The organism is Bifidobacterium vespertilionis, assembly GCF_008698145.1.
Taxonomy (GTDB): domain Bacteria; phylum Actinomycetota; class Actinomycetes; order Actinomycetales; family Bifidobacteriaceae; genus Bifidobacterium; species Bifidobacterium vespertilionis.
Genome location: NZ_RZNZ01000009.1, coordinates 102,660 through 119,025, shown reverse-complemented (window position 1 = coordinate 119,025; position 16,366 = coordinate 102,660). Strand labels below are relative to the sequence as shown.

General features: G+C 64.0%; 12 protein-coding genes. 4 read left to right on the top strand and 8 right to left on the bottom strand.

The window, feature by feature from the left end:
- Both EMO90_RS07685 and EMO90_RS07680 read left to right on the top strand, forming a co-directional pair.
- A complete protein-coding gene (locus tag EMO90_RS07685; protein ID WP_150354669.1) occupies positions 1-1,545 on the top strand; it encodes an amidohydrolase family protein in 1,545 nt (514 codons plus the stop codon).
- 106 nt (positions 1,546-1,651) lie between these two features.
- Positions 1,652-2,131 (top strand): flavodoxin, encoded by a 480-nt coding sequence (locus EMO90_RS07680; protein WP_150354668.1) that lies wholly within the window; start codon positions 1,652-1,654, stop codon positions 2,129-2,131.
- A gap of 48 nt (positions 2,132-2,179) precedes the next feature.
- On the opposite strand, the gene EMO90_RS07675 is transcribed toward EMO90_RS07680, so the two are convergent.
- From EMO90_RS07675 to hisS, 3 genes are all read right to left on the bottom strand, one after another.
- Entirely contained in the window at positions 2,180-2,581 is a 402-nt protein-coding gene (locus tag EMO90_RS07675; protein WP_223849816.1) for a DUF2442 domain-containing protein, read from the bottom strand.
- Positions 2,582-2,671: 90 nt separating this feature from the next.
- The gene (aspS, locus tag EMO90_RS07670) at positions 2,672-4,468 is read right to left on the bottom strand and encodes an aspartate--tRNA ligase (protein WP_150354667.1); all 1,797 of its coding nucleotides are present in this window, start codon (positions 4,466-4,468) and stop codon (positions 2,672-2,674) included.
- 62 nt (positions 4,469-4,530) lie between these two features.
- Positions 4,531-5,916, bottom strand: coding sequence for a histidine--tRNA ligase (gene hisS / locus EMO90_RS07665; RefSeq protein ID WP_150354666.1), 1,386 nt, complete (start codon positions 5,914-5,916; stop codon positions 4,531-4,533).
- Between the two features lie 85 nt (positions 5,917-6,001).
- Between hisS and EMO90_RS07660 the strand changes: the two genes are divergently transcribed.
- Positions 6,002-7,486, top strand: coding sequence for a DUF349 domain-containing protein (locus EMO90_RS07660; RefSeq protein ID WP_150354665.1), 1,485 nt, complete (start codon positions 6,002-6,004; stop codon positions 7,484-7,486).
- 926 nt (positions 7,487-8,412) lie between these two features.
- Here EMO90_RS07660 and EMO90_RS07655 read toward each other — a convergent pair.
- From EMO90_RS07655 to EMO90_RS07640, 4 genes are all read right to left on the bottom strand, one after another.
- A complete protein-coding gene (locus EMO90_RS07655) occupies positions 8,413-9,408 on the bottom strand; it encodes a type IV toxin-antitoxin system AbiEi family antitoxin domain-containing protein (RefSeq protein WP_150354664.1) in 996 nt (331 codons plus the stop codon).
- Positions 9,409-10,401: 993 nt separating this feature from the next.
- Positions 10,402-12,720 carry a RelA/SpoT family protein gene (locus EMO90_RS07650; protein ID WP_395953067.1) on the bottom strand — a complete coding sequence of 773 codons (2,319 nt, stop codon included), beginning with the start codon at positions 12,718-12,720 and terminating at the stop codon, positions 10,402-10,404.
- A 96-nt stretch (positions 12,721-12,816) separates the two neighbouring features.
- A complete protein-coding gene (dut, locus tag EMO90_RS07645; protein WP_150354662.1) occupies positions 12,817-13,293 on the bottom strand; it encodes a dUTP diphosphatase in 477 nt (158 codons plus the stop codon).
- Between the two features lies 1 nt (position 13,294).
- Positions 13,295-13,588 (bottom strand): DUF4193 domain-containing protein, encoded by a 294-nt coding sequence (locus EMO90_RS07640; protein WP_150354661.1) that lies wholly within the window; start codon positions 13,586-13,588, stop codon positions 13,295-13,297.
- 157 nt (positions 13,589-13,745) lie between these two features.
- On the opposite strand from EMO90_RS07640, the gene sepH reads away from it, so the two are divergent.
- On the top strand, positions 13,746-14,969 hold the full coding sequence (gene sepH, locus EMO90_RS07635) for a septation protein SepH (RefSeq protein WP_150354660.1): 1,224 nt from the start codon (positions 13,746-13,748) through the stop codon (positions 14,967-14,969).
- A 24-nt stretch (positions 14,970-14,993) separates the two neighbouring features.
- On the opposite strand, the gene EMO90_RS07630 is transcribed toward sepH, so the two are convergent.
- The gene (locus EMO90_RS07630) at positions 14,994-16,238 is read right to left on the bottom strand and encodes an alkaline phosphatase family protein (RefSeq protein WP_150354659.1); all 1,245 of its coding nucleotides are present in this window, start codon (positions 16,236-16,238) and stop codon (positions 14,994-14,996) included.
- Positions 16,239-16,366 lie beyond the last annotated feature (128 nt).

Here is a 16,366-nt window from a genome sequence, read left to right as displayed (position 1 = left end):
ATGGAGAAAGAAAGGAAAACCATGAACCATCCGGTCGAATCGAATGATGCCGCCCCGCTGCGCTTCCGCGGCAAGGTCGACTTCCAGTCGCACTACCTGCCTCCCGCATACCTGGAATTCCTGCGCACGCATTATCCCGGCAGCCCGGACGGTTATCCCACGCCCGACTACTGGACTCCCGACTGGCAGCGCGACAAGATGGACCTGCTCGGCATCGCCTACGCACATCTGGAACTCTCCTCGCCGAACATCTTTCTGCCGCAGGCGGACGACTGTCTGCGGCTGGCACGGAAGATCAACGATCAGGGGGCGGCAATCGTCGCCGAGAACCCGACCCGGTTCGGCCTGATCGCCACACTGCCCCTGCCATGGGCCGAGGCGTCCGCGGCGGAGGCCCGGCGCACGCTCGACGAGCTCAAGGCCGACGGCGTGGGACTGACGACCAACCACCATGGCGTGTATCTGGGTGACCCCCGACTCGATCCGGTGATGCGCGAACTGGACGACCGCGGCGCAATGGCGATCGTCCATCCCACCGCGCCGCCCGTGTCCGTGCCCGGCGCATGCGAGGGCCTGTCCCTTCCTGCTTTCGAATACTTCGTGGAAACCACACGGGCCTTCACCAACATGGTGCTGGAGGACACGTTCGTCAAGTTCCCAAACATCCGCTGGGTGATGCCGCATGCCGGCGCGTTCGTCTCCATCCTCGCCGACCGGTTCGAAAGCTTCGCGTTCATGCTGCGCTTCGCTGACCCGGACCGCCGTGTCGACTATATGGACGCCATGTCCCATGTGTACTACGACCTTGCCGGATTCAGTGAGCCCAAGCAGCTTGCCGACCTTCTACGCAACGTGCCGGACACCCACCTGCTGTACGGGTCGGACATCCCCTACACGCCCATCGAGGCGGTGCTCGGCCAGGCTCGGGCGCTAGAAGGGACCGACAAGCTCACCGAGGAGCAGAAGCGCATGGCGTTCACCGGCAATGCGCTCGCCGTCAACCCGAAGCTCGCGGGGATCCCGGCATTGGCCCGGGCGGCTTCCGAGCCCGCGGGGAATGTCGCGGTGAAGCGGGACGGACGGTGGCATGTGCGGCTCTTGCGTGACCTCTTCCCGCATAGGCATGTGGCCGTGCGCGTGCCCGTCCCGCCGCACGAGGCCGCCCCAAAGATCGCCGGGGCCGTTCGTGATGCCGCCGCCGCGCGCCTTGCACCCGATCCCGGCGACGACCCGGCGCTCACCGCCCGCTATGACGTGCGGCTCAACTCGCCGGTGGGCGTAATCGCGATCCCTGTGATCGTCTCCTACGATGACATGACCCGAACCTCGTTCCACGGCAAGGCGAAGATCATGGGAATCGTGGCGTCCTACCGGGATGGCGTGCGCGACGGAACGCGGCATTCGTTCGACATTCGCGTGCGTCTGCCGTTCGGCCCGCTCGCCGTCCACCTCGATGCTGACGTGTCCGAACCCGACGGATCGGTTGTGGGTACGGCCGTCGCGCCCCATCGCAGGCCCATGCCCTTCACCGGCAGGCGGCGCTGATCGTCGTGGTCCGATCTCGCATGCGTTTGTCTTCGAGCGCTTGAGGTGGGTATTACTGAAATCGAACGACAGACTGCTCGTATCGGGATGAAGGAAAGGAAGCATCATGTCCAAGCGCATGCTTGTCACGTATTTCTCCGCCACCGGCACCACGCGTGAGGTCGCCGAACGCCTCGCGCACGCGATCGGCGCCGACCTCAAGGAAATCGAACCCGCCGAGCCGTACACCGCCGCCGACCTCGACTGGCGCGACTCCGGCAGCCGCACCAGCGTGGAGCATCGCGACCGCGCCATGCGTCCTGCGTTGAAGACGCCGATCGGCGTGAACGGCTACGACGTCGTGTTCGTCGGATACCCGTTGTGGTGGGAGACAGCGCCGCGCGTCGTGCGCACGTTCCTCGAAAGCGAGGACTGGGCGGACAAGACCATCGTCACGTTCGCGACCTCCGGGTCCAGCACGCGAGGCGCCGACGGCGTGCAGTTGCATGATTCGGCCCCCGCCGCCCACTGGGTGCCGGGCCGCCGCGTGGGCGCAAACGAAAGCGAAGCCAAACTCGCCAAGTGGGTCGAGGGGCTGGCTCTGTAAATTGTAAAGTCGGCCATCGCGCCGCGAACGCCATTGATCTGTCCGTCGTCAGGCTGACACCAGTTCCCCTTGAATGGCGTACTCATACGAATGGGCATACAGGTATGAGGGCGAAATATCGATGTCACCGTTGCACCACGTCAGAACGCCGTGATCGATGTGGAAATCCTCGAACACTTTCTCTTCACGCAGCGGGGCGAAAGCGGGCACATCATCGTACATCTCAGTGAAGTCGCACAGGCGTGTTTCGCCGGTGGAGAACGTTACCAGCATAATGTGGTCATCGGTAATACGGGCCGAACGGACCTCCAGCTCCTGCGTGGGCTCATCCGCATACAGGATGCCATTCATCTCAAACATGACGATCTCTCTTAAAAACCGCCTATCTTCTCGTGAGCGATGGCGGGCGGCGAAACGGAACGTCATTTCAGGCGGCCGTGCTCCGGTCATGCCCGGATGCACGCAACAGGCCCGGTGCGCATGTTCGCCACATGCGCACCGGGCCTGTCAACCTAGCCGGTCAAACGTGCGGACTAGGGATCACTCGTCCTCGTCCGGATCGTAGTCCACGCCGGTTTCGGCGCGCTGCTCGTCCGTGATCGGGGCCGGAGCGCCGGTCAGCGGATCGCGGCCGCCGCCGGCCTTCGGGAAGGCAATCACGTCGCGGATGGTGTCCGCGCCGGCCAGGATCGACACGGTGCGATCCCAGCCCAAGGCGATGCCCGCGTGCGGCGGGGCGCCGAACTTGAAGGCGTCGAGCAGGAAGCCGAACTTCTCCTTGGCCTCCTCCGGGGAGATGCCAAGGACGTTGAGCACGCGGTCCTGGATGTCGTCGCGGTGGATACGCACGGAGCCGCCGCCCATCTCCTCGCCGTTGCAGACGATGTCGTAGGAGTCGGACATGGCGTGCTCGGGATCCTTGTCGAACTTGTCGATCCAATCCGCGGACGGCATGGTGAAGGGGTGGTGCATGGAGGTCCACTTGGAGTGGCCCACGGCCACATCGTCGTCGTCCGGATCGTCGGTGCGCTTGAACAGCGGGAAGTCCACAACCCAGGTGAAGGCGAACTTCTTCGGGTCAAGCAGACCCTCGCGGCGGGCGAGCTCCACACGCACGGCGCCCAGCAGCAGCTGGGAGGACTCGCGGGTGCCGGCGGCGAAGAACACGGCGTCACCCGGTTCGGCGCCCACGGCCTCGCGCAGGCCGGCGCGCTCCTCCTCGGACAGGTTCTTGGCGACGGGGCCCTTGAGCTCCCCGTCCTCGGCGAAGACCACATACGCGAGGCCCTTGGCGCCGCGCTGCTTGGCCCACTCCTGCCAGGCGTCGAACTGACGGCGAGGCGTGGCCGCGCCGCCCTTGAACACGACGGCGCCCACATACGGGGCCTGGAACACGCGGAACGGGGTGTTCTTGAAGTAGTCGGTGAGCTCCACAAGCGGGTTGCCGAAGCGCAGATCCGGCTTGTCGGAGCCGTACTTGTCCATGGCCTCCTGCCAGGAGATGCGCGCGATCGGCAGCTTGACCTCATAGCCGGCGGTCTTCCAGATGGCGGCGATGACCTTCTCGGCCATGGCCATCACGTCCTCCTGATCGACGAACGCCATCTCCATGTCCAGCTGGGTGAACTCGGGCTGGCGGTCGGCGCGGAAGTCCTCGTCGCGGTAGCAGCGGGCGAGCTGGTAGTAGCGCTCCACGCCGGAGACCATGAGCAGCTGCTTGAGCAGCTGCGGGGACTGCGGCAGGGCGTACCAGGAGCCGGGCACCAGACGGGCCGGGACCAGGAAGTCGCGGGCGCCTTCCGGGGTGGACTTGATGAAGGTCGGGGTCTCGACCTCGGTGAAGTCCATCTCCTCGAGGGCGTGGCGGGCGGCCTTGGTCATCTCGGAGCGCAGCTTGAGGTTGTGCTGCATGGACGGGCGGCGCAGATCGAGGTAGCGGTACTTGAGGCGCACGTCCTCGCCGGGCAGCTTGTTCTCGGACTCGTTCTCGAGGGCCGTGGACACCTGGAACGGCAGGGCGTCGGCCTTGGCGAGCACGGTGATGGACTCGGCGACGACCTCGATCTTGCCGGTGGCCAGATGGGTGTTCTCGTTGCCGTCCGGGCGCAGGCGGACATCGCCGGTCACCTGGATGACGAACTCGCTGCGCAGCGGACGGGCCATCTCCTCGTCGTAGATCACGACCTGCACCAGGCCGGTGTTGTCGCGAAGGTCGATGAACGCCACGCCGCCGTGATCACGACGACGATCCACCCAACCGGCGAGGGTGACCTTCTGACCGACGAGCGCCTCCGTGACGTCGGTCGCATGATGTGTGCGATAAGCCGTTTGGCCCATACTTTCCCTACTCCTTATATCGATTCGGGTATCGATCCCGTGGTTTGCCAAGCCTAGGTATTTCAGTCGATGACCACGGTCTGCCGGGCAACCACAGTATCCGGCTCCCACGACGTGGCGTCGGCCGGGGACTGATCGCCGGAGACGATGTCCTTGACCTCATCGCCCGCGCCCTCCTGGCCGGGGAACCACACGTACGGGATGCCCAGTTTGTCCGCGTATTTGATCTGCTTGCCGAGCTTCGCCGCGGTGGGCGCCACGTCCGCCGCGATGCCGCGCTCGCGCAGGGCGTTCGCGATGCGGTTCGACGCGGCGCGATCATCCTCGTTCCACACGGCGACCAGCACGACGGCCGGGGAGACGCGGTTGGCGTGCGCGCCGGCTGTGTGCAGCATGTAGCTCACCAGTCGGGACAGGCCGATGGACAGGCCCACGCCCGGGTACTTGCGGTTGCCCTGCGAGGCGAGGTTGTCATAGCGGCCGCCGGAGCAGATGGAGCCCAGCGAGGCGGCGCCGTCGAGGAACGTCTCATATACCGAACCGGTGTAGTAATCCAGACCGCGGGCGATCTTGAGGTCGGCGATCACGGAACCCGGGCGGATGCGCGCCGCCTCGTCCACGATCATGGCCAGCGTGTCCAGTCCCTGGCGGGCCAGCGCGTACGATTCGTCCGATCCGTCGGTCGCGATGCCATGCGCGGCGCACAGCGCGTCGAACTTCTCCTTGAGCTCGGCGCCGTCCGCGGCGGTCAGCTCGGCGAGCTCCAGGCACGCCTTGGCCTGGGCCTCGCTGGCGCCGCAGCCCTCGACGAGCAGCTTGGAGACCTCGTCCGCGCCGATCTTGTCCAGCTTGTCGATCTCGCGCAGCACGCCCTCGATGTCCGTCAGGCCCAGACCGCGGTAGAAGCCCTCGGAGAGCTTGCGGTTGTTGGCGTGGACGGTCGCCTTGGGCAGGCCGAACGCGCGCAGGCGCTCCAGCGCGGAGACCATGACGAGCGGGAGCTCGACCTCATAATGCTCCGGCAGCTCGCCGTTGCCGACCACGTCGATGTCGGCCTGGACGAACTCGCGGAAGCGGCCCTCCTGCGGGCGCTCGCCGCGCCAGACCTTCTGGATCTGCCAGCGCTTGAACGGGAACGCGAGATCACCGGAATGCTCAACCACGTACCGGCTCAGCGGCACGGTCAGATCGAAATGCAGACCCAGACGCTCCTCCACGGGGGTGTCATTCTCCTGCCCGACCTCCTGCAGACGGCTCAGCAGGTAGATCTCCTTGCTGGTCTCGCCTTTCTTGAGCAGGCTGGAACCCTGCTCCACCGCACGCGTCTCGATGCCGACGAAGCCGTTCAGCTCGAACACGTTGCGCAGCGTGTCGATCACACGCTGCTCCACGACACGCTCCGAGGGGAGCCACTCTGGAAATCCTGATAAAGATGCACCTTTAGCCACGAGTCTTTATAATAGGTGAAGTTGCGACAAAACAATCCGTTTGCATCGCAACTCGACACCTACTACAAGCTTGCAAGGAGCTGACATGGCCGACGAAACCGTGACCGAATCCAACAACACCAATGAACCCGACGTGCAGGCGACGTCGCCCGCCGTCCCGGAACAGGCCACGGCTGCCCCCGCCCCGGCGGCTGAGAAGCCCGCCGCGCCGAAGCCCACCGCGCCCAAGCCGCACGCGCCCTCCCCCGCCGCGTTCGCCCACAAGCCGGGCAAGCCCGGCAAGGCGGGCAAGCCGAAGGTCGCCCCGGCCGCCGGCGCCGCGTACACCGAGGCCGATGTGAAGGCCGCCGAGGCCTTCGGCCGCGTGGACGACAACGGCACCGTCTTCGTCAAGGAGGGCGAGACCGAGCGCGAGGTGGGACAGTTCCCGGACGTCTCCAAGGAGGAGGCGCTGAACCTGTACGCCCGCCGCTTCCTGGACCTCAAGGCCAAGCTGGATCTGCTGGAAAACCGACTGAAGTCCTCTAACATCAAGCCGCGTGAGATCGACGAGTCCCTCAAGACCCTGGGCCAGGAGGTGAACGAGCCGCCGGTCGTGGGCGATCTCGCCGCCCTCAAGGCCCAGTTCGAAGCCCTGAAGACCGCCGGCGCCGCCAAGAAGACGGAGATCTCCGAGGCCCGCAAGGCCGCCGTCGCCAAGGCTCTGGAGGAGCGCACCAAGATCGTCGAGAAGGCCGAGGCCCTGGCCGCGTCCCTGGACGACAACACCAACTGGCGTTCCACCGCGGACAAGTTCCGCTCCCTGTTCGACCAGTGGCAGCAGCACCAGCGCACCACCATCCGCATCGACAAGTCCGACGCGGACGCCCTGTGGAAGCGCTTCTCCGCCGCCCGCACCACGTTCAACCAGGGCCGCCGCAAGTGGGCCCAGGAGCGCGATCTGGAGCAGAACCAGGCGATGGCCGCCAAGGAGGCCATCATCAAGGAGGCCGACGAGATCAAGGACTCCACCGCCTGGGTGGAGACCTCCCGCAAGTTCAACGAGCTCATGGACCGCTGGAAGAAGGCCGGCCGCGCCGGCCACACCGAGGACGACGCCCTGTGGGCCCGCTTCCGCGAGGCCGCGGACACCTTCTTCAACGCGCGCCAGGCCGACCGCGAGCAGATCAACACCTCCGAGCAGGAGAACCTCGTCAAGAAGGAGGCCCTGCTGACCAAGGCCGAGGCCCTGCTGCCGGTGAAGAACGAGGCCGAAGCCAAGAAGGCCCGCGAGGCCCTGGGCGCGATCCAGGACGAGTGGGATCAGATCGGCTACGTGCCGCGCGACGCCGTGCACCGCATCGAAAGCCGCCTCGACGCCGTGGACAAGCAGATCAAGGCCGTCGAGGATGCCGCCTGGAAGAAGTCCGACCCGGAGGCCGACGCCCGCAAGTCCAGCTTCGAGGAGCAGCTCAACGCGCAGCTCGCCGAGCTGACCGAGAAGATCGCCGCCGAAACCGACCCGAAGAAGAAGGCCGCGCTCGAGGCCGAGAAGGCCACCAAGGAGCAGTGGCTCAACGCCATCAAGTAAATGGTAAAGTGAATAAGGTGCGGACCTAGCCTTTCGCCCGGGTCCGCGCCGGCCGGCTTCCCGGTGAATCCGCTCATTCTGCCGCCCTGCTGTTTGCGGCCGAAATGAGCGGATTCGCTGTTTTACGCGGGGTTTGGGGCCTCTGTGGCATTGGATTCGCTCACTATGGACTCCAATGCCGCCAGAATGAGCAGATCCAATGGATTGCAAACGGTCCGGACTTCCTACGGCATCGGATTCGCTCATTATGGTCACAGTGGAACACAGAATGAGCAGATCCAATGCGCTGTGACGGGTTCCAACCGCCTACGGCATCGAATCCGCTCACTTTGTATTTAGCGGAACACAGAATGAGCAAATCCGATGCCCTACAACCAATTCCAGTCCGCTACTCATCGGATTCGCTCACTCTGCACTCCAATGCCGCCAGAATGAGCAGATCCAATGCGCTGAGCCGGGTTCCAGCCGTGTTCCAGCCGCCTACGGCATCCAATCCGCTCACTATGGGCACAGCAGTCCACAGAATGAGCAGATCCAATGCGCTGTGACGAGTTCGGGCCATCTACGGCATCCGATTTGCTCAATCTGGGCACAGTGCCGCGCAGAATGAGCAGATCGGATGTTCTGTAAGTCAGTTCCAGTCTGTCCGGTCCACTACGCAGCGGATCTGCTCACTCTGACAACCAGATCAACCCATAATGAGCGGATTCGATGGCCTGCAACGGGTTCAAGCTTCCTACAACATCGAATCCGCTCAATCTGGTCATGACGGCCTTCAGAATGAGCGAATCCGATGTGGGGCGCATTTACAGAGACTCGGCGGGAATAACAACTCGCGTGTAACAACTCGCGTCCGCCAGCGGATTTGCTCATTTTCAGATTCTCACGCAGGCCTCTCGCAGATCAACGCATCATGGGTCATCGCATCACAGCCACTGCAACAGGTTGTTGTCCAAAGGCGCCGAACCACGGGGCACACCAGCCAGATCGAGTTTGCGCTGAACCACTTCCGGTTGCTCAAGAACCTGTCGGAACGGAATCCTCACGAAGACCGTGCGATCCATCAGCAGCTGGATGTTGCTCTCGCGCTCCTTTTCAGCCAGTACCGCATCCACGGAATCAGCGCCATCGATCATGTCGCGATTCACATATTTCTCACGACCATCCAATTCTCCGATGATGGTCCGTCCATCGTCCAGATGCCATACGTAATCCGCGCGTCTTCTTTGCCCGGTCACAGGATCATCGAACTCCCGCTGCAGTTCCGGGGGCTTGAACCCCCACATAATCATCCATGCGCGGGCAATCGATTCACCGCCGTTCTCGCTGCGAGAATCGGCATGGTCTGCAACCAATCGAGCACGTTGCACACCCTTGTATCCGGCATGATCAGCAATGAATTGCTGCAATTCATCGGGATTCATACGATATTGCCTCAATGCAGCATCACAGATAGCCACTGCTTCGGGGAACGGCAATGTCCGTATGCAATCGAAGACCGTCTGCATCAGCGGGGTAACCGGCAATCCGTTATGCGTCTCAACTTTGATATCAGGAATATGATGAAACCGGAAATAACCCCGATCACGTGTTCTGGTGTGCTTGTCAATCGCCAGATGGACAAATCGATGCATCGCATACGTGGCGTTGAGCCCCCAAACAGCGGCGGCACTGATATGGCTGAGCACCCAATTCGGACGGCGGGAGATGACGGCGCGCAGAATATGAAGAATGCGCTCGATATAACTCAGTGCAGCCCAATATGCCACACGTACGAACATGTCCGGTCGCACCGCCAGCAGCGTTCCCTCGCGCACACGTCCCCACAGCGACTGAAGGCTGTTCGAACGTCTCGTCCACAGGCAGGAACGTGCTTTTTCAGCAGAATCAAGAGCCTTTTCAAGGCGTGAAAATCGTTTCATGGGCCACACCATATGCGACGGCTGCTCATGCTGTACAGCCGCGGAAGGGCATGTGCGCGGATGTACCCCACTTACTCTGGTTCCGCGCGTGTCGCACGATAAGTTATCCACAAGTGGAGAATGATGCAAAGTGAGCGACAATCCACTTTGGCCGACGAAGTATGGCCGACGAAGCACAGGAGCTGCATAAGCCCACACGCATCCGATTTGCTCACTTTGACCGCACAATCATTCAGAATGAGCAAATCCATTGCGCGACAACGGGTTTCGGTCTCCTACGGCATCAGATCTACTCACTTTGCGTTCAAACGCCGGCAGAATGAGCAAATCCACTGTACAGCAGCCGATTCAAGCCCCGTCGCACATTCAATCTACTCATTTTAACGTTCACTGGACGCAGAATGAGCAAATCCAATGCCCTACGGCCGATTTCGGGCCGATTTCGGGCTGACGCGCATTAAGTTCGCTTATTCTGGCAGCCAGATTGTTCAAAATGAGCGGATCCGATGGCCTACGACGGCTTTCCGCCTCCTACGGTATCCGATCTGCTCACTTTGTATTTAGCGGGACGCAGAATGAGCAAATCCAATGTGATGCGAGCCCGTTCAAGCTCGCCACGCATCCGATCTGCTCACTCTGTACTCCAGTGCCGCCAGAATGAGCAAATCCAATGGCCTGCAACGGATTTCAGCCGCCTGCGACATCGGATCTGCTCATTCTGGGCGTAACAGCCCACAAAATGAGCAGATTCAATGCGCTGCGACGGGTTTCAGACGGGTTCCAGCTGCCTACGACATCCGATCTGTTCACTGTTGACAGCATGATCGCTCATAATGAGCAAATCCATTGCATGGTAACGGATTTCAGCCATCTATGGCATCAGATCTGCTCATTCTGGGCGCAGTGCCGCGCAGAATGAGCAGATCTGATGGGTAGGTAGCTGCCCTGCGCGCCGTCACACACGCCGTCACGCACGCCACAGCACCGCACACCCTACCGCATCTGGCGCAGACGCGGCTCGGCGGAATCCTTGGTGCCGGTGAGGCGGTACACGTCGAACACGGCGTCGATCTTGCGCACGGCGGACAGCAGCGTGTTGAGATGCTGAGGATCGGCCATCTCGAAGGTGAACTGGCTGGTTGCCACGCGGTCGCGGCCGGTGGCGATGGAACCGGAGATGATGTTCACGCCGTGGTCGGACAGCACGCGCGTCACGTCGGAGAGCAGATGCGGGCGATCGAGCGCCTCCACCTGGATCTTGACCATGAACGTGCCCTTGGTGTTGGTCCACGCCACATCGACCACGCGCTCGGGCTGGCGCTTCTTGAGATCGAGCATGTTCTGGCAGTCCACGCGATGCACGGACACGCCCTGATTGCGGGTGATGAAGCCCACGATGGGGTCCCCCGGCACCGGGGTGCAGCATCGGGCCAACTTGACCCACACATCGCCCACACCCTTGACGGAGATACCCAGGGAGCTGGTGGTGGTCTTCTTGCGCTCCACCTCCTTGAGCGGCAGGGCCTCCTGCTCCACCTCGGCGTCCACCTCGTCCGCGCCGGCGTCCTTCACCAAGCGGGAAATGACGTTCTGCGTGGAGATCTGGCCGTCGCCGATCGCCGCGAACACGGCGTCCGCATTGGCGAAGTTCAGCTCGTCGGCAATGCCCACCAGCGCTTCGGGGGTGAGCAGCGCGCTGATCGGCAGACCGCGCTTGCGCATGGCGCGCGTCAGCTCGTCGCGGCCCTCCTCGATGGCCTCGGAGCGGCGCTCCTTGCTGAACCACTGGCGGATCTTGTTGCGCGCCTTGGGGCTCTTGACGAAGCTCAGCCAGTCGCGCGACGGGCCGGCGTTGTCCGACTTGGAGGTGAGCACCTCCACGGTGTCGCCGTTCTCCAACTTGGTGTCCAGCGGCACCAAACGTCCGTTGACGCGGGCACCCATGGTGCGGTGGCCAACCTCGGTGTGCACGGCGTAGGCGAAGTCGATGGGCGTGGCCGCGGCGGGCAGCGAGACGATCTTGCCCTTGGGCGTGAACACGTAGACCTCGGCCGAGCCCAGATCCTCCTTGAGGGAGCCGAGGAACTCGTTGGAATCGGGGGTCTCGCTGGTCCAGTCGGCGAGCTGCTGGATCCACTTGAGGTTGTCCGCCTCGCTCAGCTCCTGGTTGTCGCCTTCGCGCTTGCGATCCGAGCTGTCCGGGGCGCTCAGCGCGCGGCCGGCCTGACCGTTCTCCTTGTACTTCCAGTGGGCGGCGATGCCGAATTCGGCGCGGCGATGCATGTCCCACGTACGGATCTGGATCTCCACGGGCTTGCCGCCGGGGCCCACCACCGTGGTGTGCAGGCTCTGGTACATGTTGAGCTTGGGCATGGCGATGTAGTCCTTGAAGCGCCCGGGCACCGGGCTCCACCGCGCATGGACCGCGCCCAGGGCCGCGTAGCAGTCCTGAATGGTGTCCACGATGATGCGCACGCCCACCAGATCGTAGATGTTCTCGAAATCGTGGCCGCGCACGATCATCTTCTGGTAGATGGAGAAGTAGTCCTTCGGGCGCCCGGTCACATAGCCCTTGATGCCCTGTTCGTCGAGGTCCTCGTTGATCTCGGCCAGAATCTGCTTGAGGTACACCTCGCGCTGTCCGGCGCGACGGGCCACCAGCACCACGATCTCGTTGTAGATCTTCGGATAGAGGATCTTGAAGCTCAGCTCCTCCAGTTCGGTCTTGATGGCGTTCATGCCCAGGCGGTTGGCCAGCGGCGCGTACACGTCCAGCGTCTCGCGGGCCTTCTTCTGCGCGTTCGACTGCTTGACGTAGCGCCACGTGCGCGCGTTGTGCACGCGATCGGCCAGCTTGACCACCAGCACGCGCACATCGCGGCTCATGGCCACGACCATCTTGCGGATCGTCTCGGCCTGGGCCAGATCGCCGTACTCCATCTTGCTCAGCTTGGTCACGCCGTCCACCAGACCGGCGACCGTATCGCCGAACTCGTCGCGGCATTCCTCAAGCGTGTAGTCGGTGTCCTCCACCGTGTCGTGCAGCAGGCCGGCCGCCACCACGAGCGGTCCCATGCCCAGATCGGCGAGGATCTGGGCCACCGCAAGCGGATGGATGATGTACGGCTCGCCCGACTTGCGGCGCTGGACGGCATGCTGCTTGACCGCGCGGGCATACGCGTGCTTGAGGATCGACAGGTCCTTGCCCGGATGGTGGGACTCGCACACCTGCCAGATGGGCAGCAGCGGGTTGAGCGGGTCGGCGCTGATCTCGCAACCCAAGGAACGGGCGGAAAAATCCTCGGCCGTCATGTCATTGTCCGTCGTGTTGCCAGACATCGCTCGCTCCTCCCTCGCTCATAGGTCCTACCATCCTAACGCCTTCCGCACGGTTTTTACGCCGCGCGGTCAGGACGCGACGCCGGTCGATCCGAAGCCGCGCTCCGCCCGGTCGGAACCTGGCAGCGACTGCGCCTCGATGAACTTCGCCTCCACATAGCGCTGGATCACCAGCTGGGCAATGCGATCACCCTTGTGGAAGACGGCCGTGCGCTCGGGATCAAGATTGATCAGCGGCACCTTGACCTCGCCGCGGTATCCGGCATCGATGGTGCCGGGCGCGTTGAGGACGGTCACGCCCTGCTTGGCCGCCAGCCCGCTGCGCGGATGGACCAGCCCCACATACCCCGCGGGCAGCGCGATGGCGATGCCGGTGGGCACCAGCGCCCGTTGGAAGGGCTTGAGTTCGAAGTCCTCGGCGGTTTTCAGGTCCGCGCCGGCGTCCCCGGCATGCGCGTAGTGCAGGTCCGCAGCCACGTCATCGCGCAGCGCCTTGACAAGCACCTCGGTGTGCTCCGGTTCGTTGTAGGTCTCGTCGAAGGCCATGTCAGGCAGCGCACTCCTCGCACACGGGCTGGCCGTCATCGGTGGTGTAGGCGAGCTGGCTGCGGTGCTTGACCAGATAGCACTGGGAGCAGATGAACTCGTCGCCCTGCATGGGGATGACGGTGACGGAGGCGTCCTCGTTGCTCAGATCGGCGCCCGGCAGCTCATAGTCCTCGGCGATGGCGTTCTCGTCGTCGTCGATGTCGTTCGACGAATTCTGCGCGGACTTGCCCAGCGCCTGAAGAGACTCCTCGTCCTCGTCCTTGTTGCGGGGCGAATCGTAATCCTGAGCCATCGTATTCCTTTCCCTCGTGTCTGTGCGATTGAAGCTCCCCACGCCATGAGACACGGCGTGCACTGCGCCATAGGATACACGATTTGAAATGCTCGTAAAATACGACACGGTGCGGCACAATGGAAATACGTTACTTTTTTAAGGATGGGTGCGCGTTATGGCTGATGAACCACTGAGGGAGGCCCGATTCGACCATGTCAACGAGCATGGCGATCTGGTGTTCGAAGCGCTGAACAGGCACTTCACCGTACGCGTCACCGATTCGCTCGAACGCGGCATCATGGAGGCCAAGCAGGTGCGCGCCGAGCTGGAGGGCACACCGCAGCCGCAGGCCGCCTCCGCGCTGCCGATCTCGCAGATCCAGTCGATGATCCGCGCGGGCATCACCCCGGTGCGGATCGCCGCGCAGTTCGGCGTCGCGGAGCCGCTGGTGCGCCGGTTCGCGGCGCCCGTGGAGACCGAGAAGAAGTATGCGATCGACCAGTTCCTGTCCATGAGCGCGAACAAGGCCGTGCGCGGCTCCAAGTCCAATGCGGACGTGATCGCGGAGTCCCTGCAGACCTCGCGCATCGACATGGATTCCCTGATTTGGCAGGCCACGCGCCGGGGTCATGAGCCGTGGCGCATCCAGGCCACGTTCGAGTCGGCCAACCGCACGCTCAAGGCTGATTGGTCATGGAACATGCGGGACAATTCGGTGGTCTCGCTCAACAGCATCGCCAAGCGTCTGCTCGGGGAGACGGCGGCCCCGGTGCCGGGACTCGCCAACGAGCCCGCGGGACGGGATGGAACGCACTTCAATTGGGGCGATTCCGGCGCTGCGGCCGCGGCGACGGGTCTGGCGTACGATGCCCCGGCCGGCGTGGTCGGGCTCGGCGACGCATCCGCCGCCGAGGTGCCCTCAGATGCGGCGCCGGGGGCCATGAATCCCGTGACCGCATGGATGTATGGCGGCGTCGGCAAGGCAGATTCCGCGCAGGCATCCGGCACCGGAACGGCAACACCAAATGTCTCGAATAATGAAACCTCCATTGTTCAGACTTCGGGCATCACCTCCTCCGACGGCACGATCCCACCCGCGGCCGGCACGGCAAGCCCGATTCCGAACGCGGAGCAGACGCCCGCGGTCACCGTCACGGACAGCGGTCGGATCACCCCCGTGGCACAGCAGCCGGCAGGTTCCGGCGCGGGGAGCACGCAGGATGCGCCCGCCGCCACGCAATCCACCGGCGCACAGGCCGCCACCACGCAGCCCGCCACTGTGCAGCCCGCCACTGTGCAGCCCGCCACTGCGCAGCCCGCCGAGCCGGAGACGAAGCCGAAGCGCCGGTCGAGCCGTTCGGCGGTGCCCAGCTGGGACGAGATCCTTTTCGGGGAGTGAGCCCCGCCGGACGCACGACGGCTGTCAGACCAGATCGATCAGGCAGGGGATGTCCATCTCCAGCGCGGTCTGCGACCCGTGCACGCTGGGCAGATGGGTGGCCTTGTCGTTCTGGATGCGCGAGTCCACGATCGTGACCGCGCCAGCCGCCTGCACCAGCACATCGCCGATCATCGGCCGCACACGCGGGTCCATGGGGCCGTAGACGCCGTCGCGCACCGCATCGTCGCACAGGCGCACCAAAGCCTTGTCCCCCAACCGCTCGCGCCATCGGGCCGCGATGTCTCGCGGATCCACACCGTCGTCCGCATACAACATCAGCGAGCGCGGCTCCCCACCCACCATCGCCACATCGCGGGCCAGCTCCGGCTCCCCCGCGATGTCGATGCGCCCGGCCGGATCCACGCCCACCATGCCATGATCGGCCACGATAACGATCAGCGTGCCCTTTGGTGCACTGCGGCGCAACAGGGCGAGCTGCGCGTCAATGCGCTCGAACGCGGCGACCCAATGTTCGGAATCCCAGCCGTAATTGTGCCCAACCTTGTCCGCGTCGCGGATGTACAGATAAGTCAGACCCGGCGTGCGCGCGGCCTCGCAGGCATTGGTCACGCGTCGCGTGGGGTTGGCGTCGGAGACGTACGCGGCGCCGCGGAAGGCCGCGATGGTCAGCGGCGAATTGGCGAACTTGGGCAGCCCCGAACTGGTGACGCGCACGCCGGCCGCAGCCAGCGTCTCGAAGATGGTGGGCTGGCGCTGCAGTTCGAGCGGCGGGATGGCGTTCTTGAACTGGATGAGCTGCGAGAGTTCGCCGGTTTCGGTGTTGCGCTGCGTGTACCCGGTCATGCCCGTCAGGCCGGGGCATGTGCCGGTGCCGAAGGTGGCCATGGCGGCCACGGTGGTGCTGGGCGCGCAGGTGGAGATGGGCCGGCTGTTGATCGTCTCGTTCACCAGCGAACGCAGGCAGGGGGCGTGGCCGATGCGCATGTTGAGATTCCAGAATCCCAGACCGTCCACGAGCACGACGATGGCCGACCGGACATCCGGCAGCCCGAGCGCGCGCTGCAGGGCTTTGGGATCGGCATGCACGGCGGTGGGGACCGGATGCCCGATCGCGGCGGTGACGGCCGGCAGCACGGCCGACAGATGGCGGGCGCCCCCTCGGGAGGATTCCGTCGCATTGCGGGAGGATTCCGTCGCATCGTCTCCATAATGCGCGGTGGGGACGATTCGCAGCAGTTCTTCGGTTTCCGGTACTTCAACAGCCATGCGTCCCATTGAATCACCGGCCCTGCCTTTGGCGCGCTTTGGAGCGGACCATCCAACACGGCACGGGCCTCCAGACCGCCTCCAGGCCGCGCGGCCGGGCACTCATAACCCGAACATTTGACCGCACG

Coding starts and splice junctions, on each gene's coding strand:
- EMO90_RS07660 (WP_150354665.1), top strand. CDS start 6,002: ATGGCCGACGAAACCGTGACCGAATCCAACAACACCAATGAACCCGAC.
- EMO90_RS07680 (WP_150354668.1), top strand. CDS start 1,652: ATGTCCAAGCGCATGCTTGTCACGTATTTCTCCGCCACCGGCACCACG.
- sepH (WP_150354660.1), top strand. CDS start 13,746: ATGGCTGATGAACCACTGAGGGAGGCCCGATTCGACCATGTCAACGAG.
- EMO90_RS07650 (WP_395953067.1), bottom strand. CDS start 12,720: ATGACGGCCGAGGATTTTTCCGCCCGTTCCTTGGGTTGCGAGATCAGC.
- dut (WP_150354662.1), bottom strand. CDS start 13,293: ATGGCCTTCGACGAGACCTACAACGAACCGGAGCACACCGAGGTGCTT.
- EMO90_RS07685 (WP_150354669.1), top strand. CDS start 1: ATGGAGAAAGAAAGGAAAACCATGAACCATCCGGTCGAATCGAATGAT.
- aspS (WP_150354667.1), bottom strand. CDS start 4,468: ATGGGCCAAACGGCTTATCGCACACATCATGCGACCGACGTCACGGAG.
- EMO90_RS07630 (WP_150354659.1), bottom strand. CDS start 16,238: ATGGCTGTTGAAGTACCGGAAACCGAAGAACTGCTGCGAATCGTCCCC.
- EMO90_RS07655 (WP_150354664.1), bottom strand. CDS start 9,408: ATGAAACGATTTTCACGCCTTGAAAAGGCTCTTGATTCTGCTGAAAAA.
- EMO90_RS07640 (WP_150354661.1), bottom strand. CDS start 13,588: ATGGCTCAGGATTACGATTCGCCCCGCAACAAGGACGAGGACGAGGAG.
- EMO90_RS07675 (WP_223849816.1), bottom strand. CDS start 2,581: ATGACCGGAGCACGGCCGCCTGAAATGACGTTCCGTTTCGCCGCCCGC.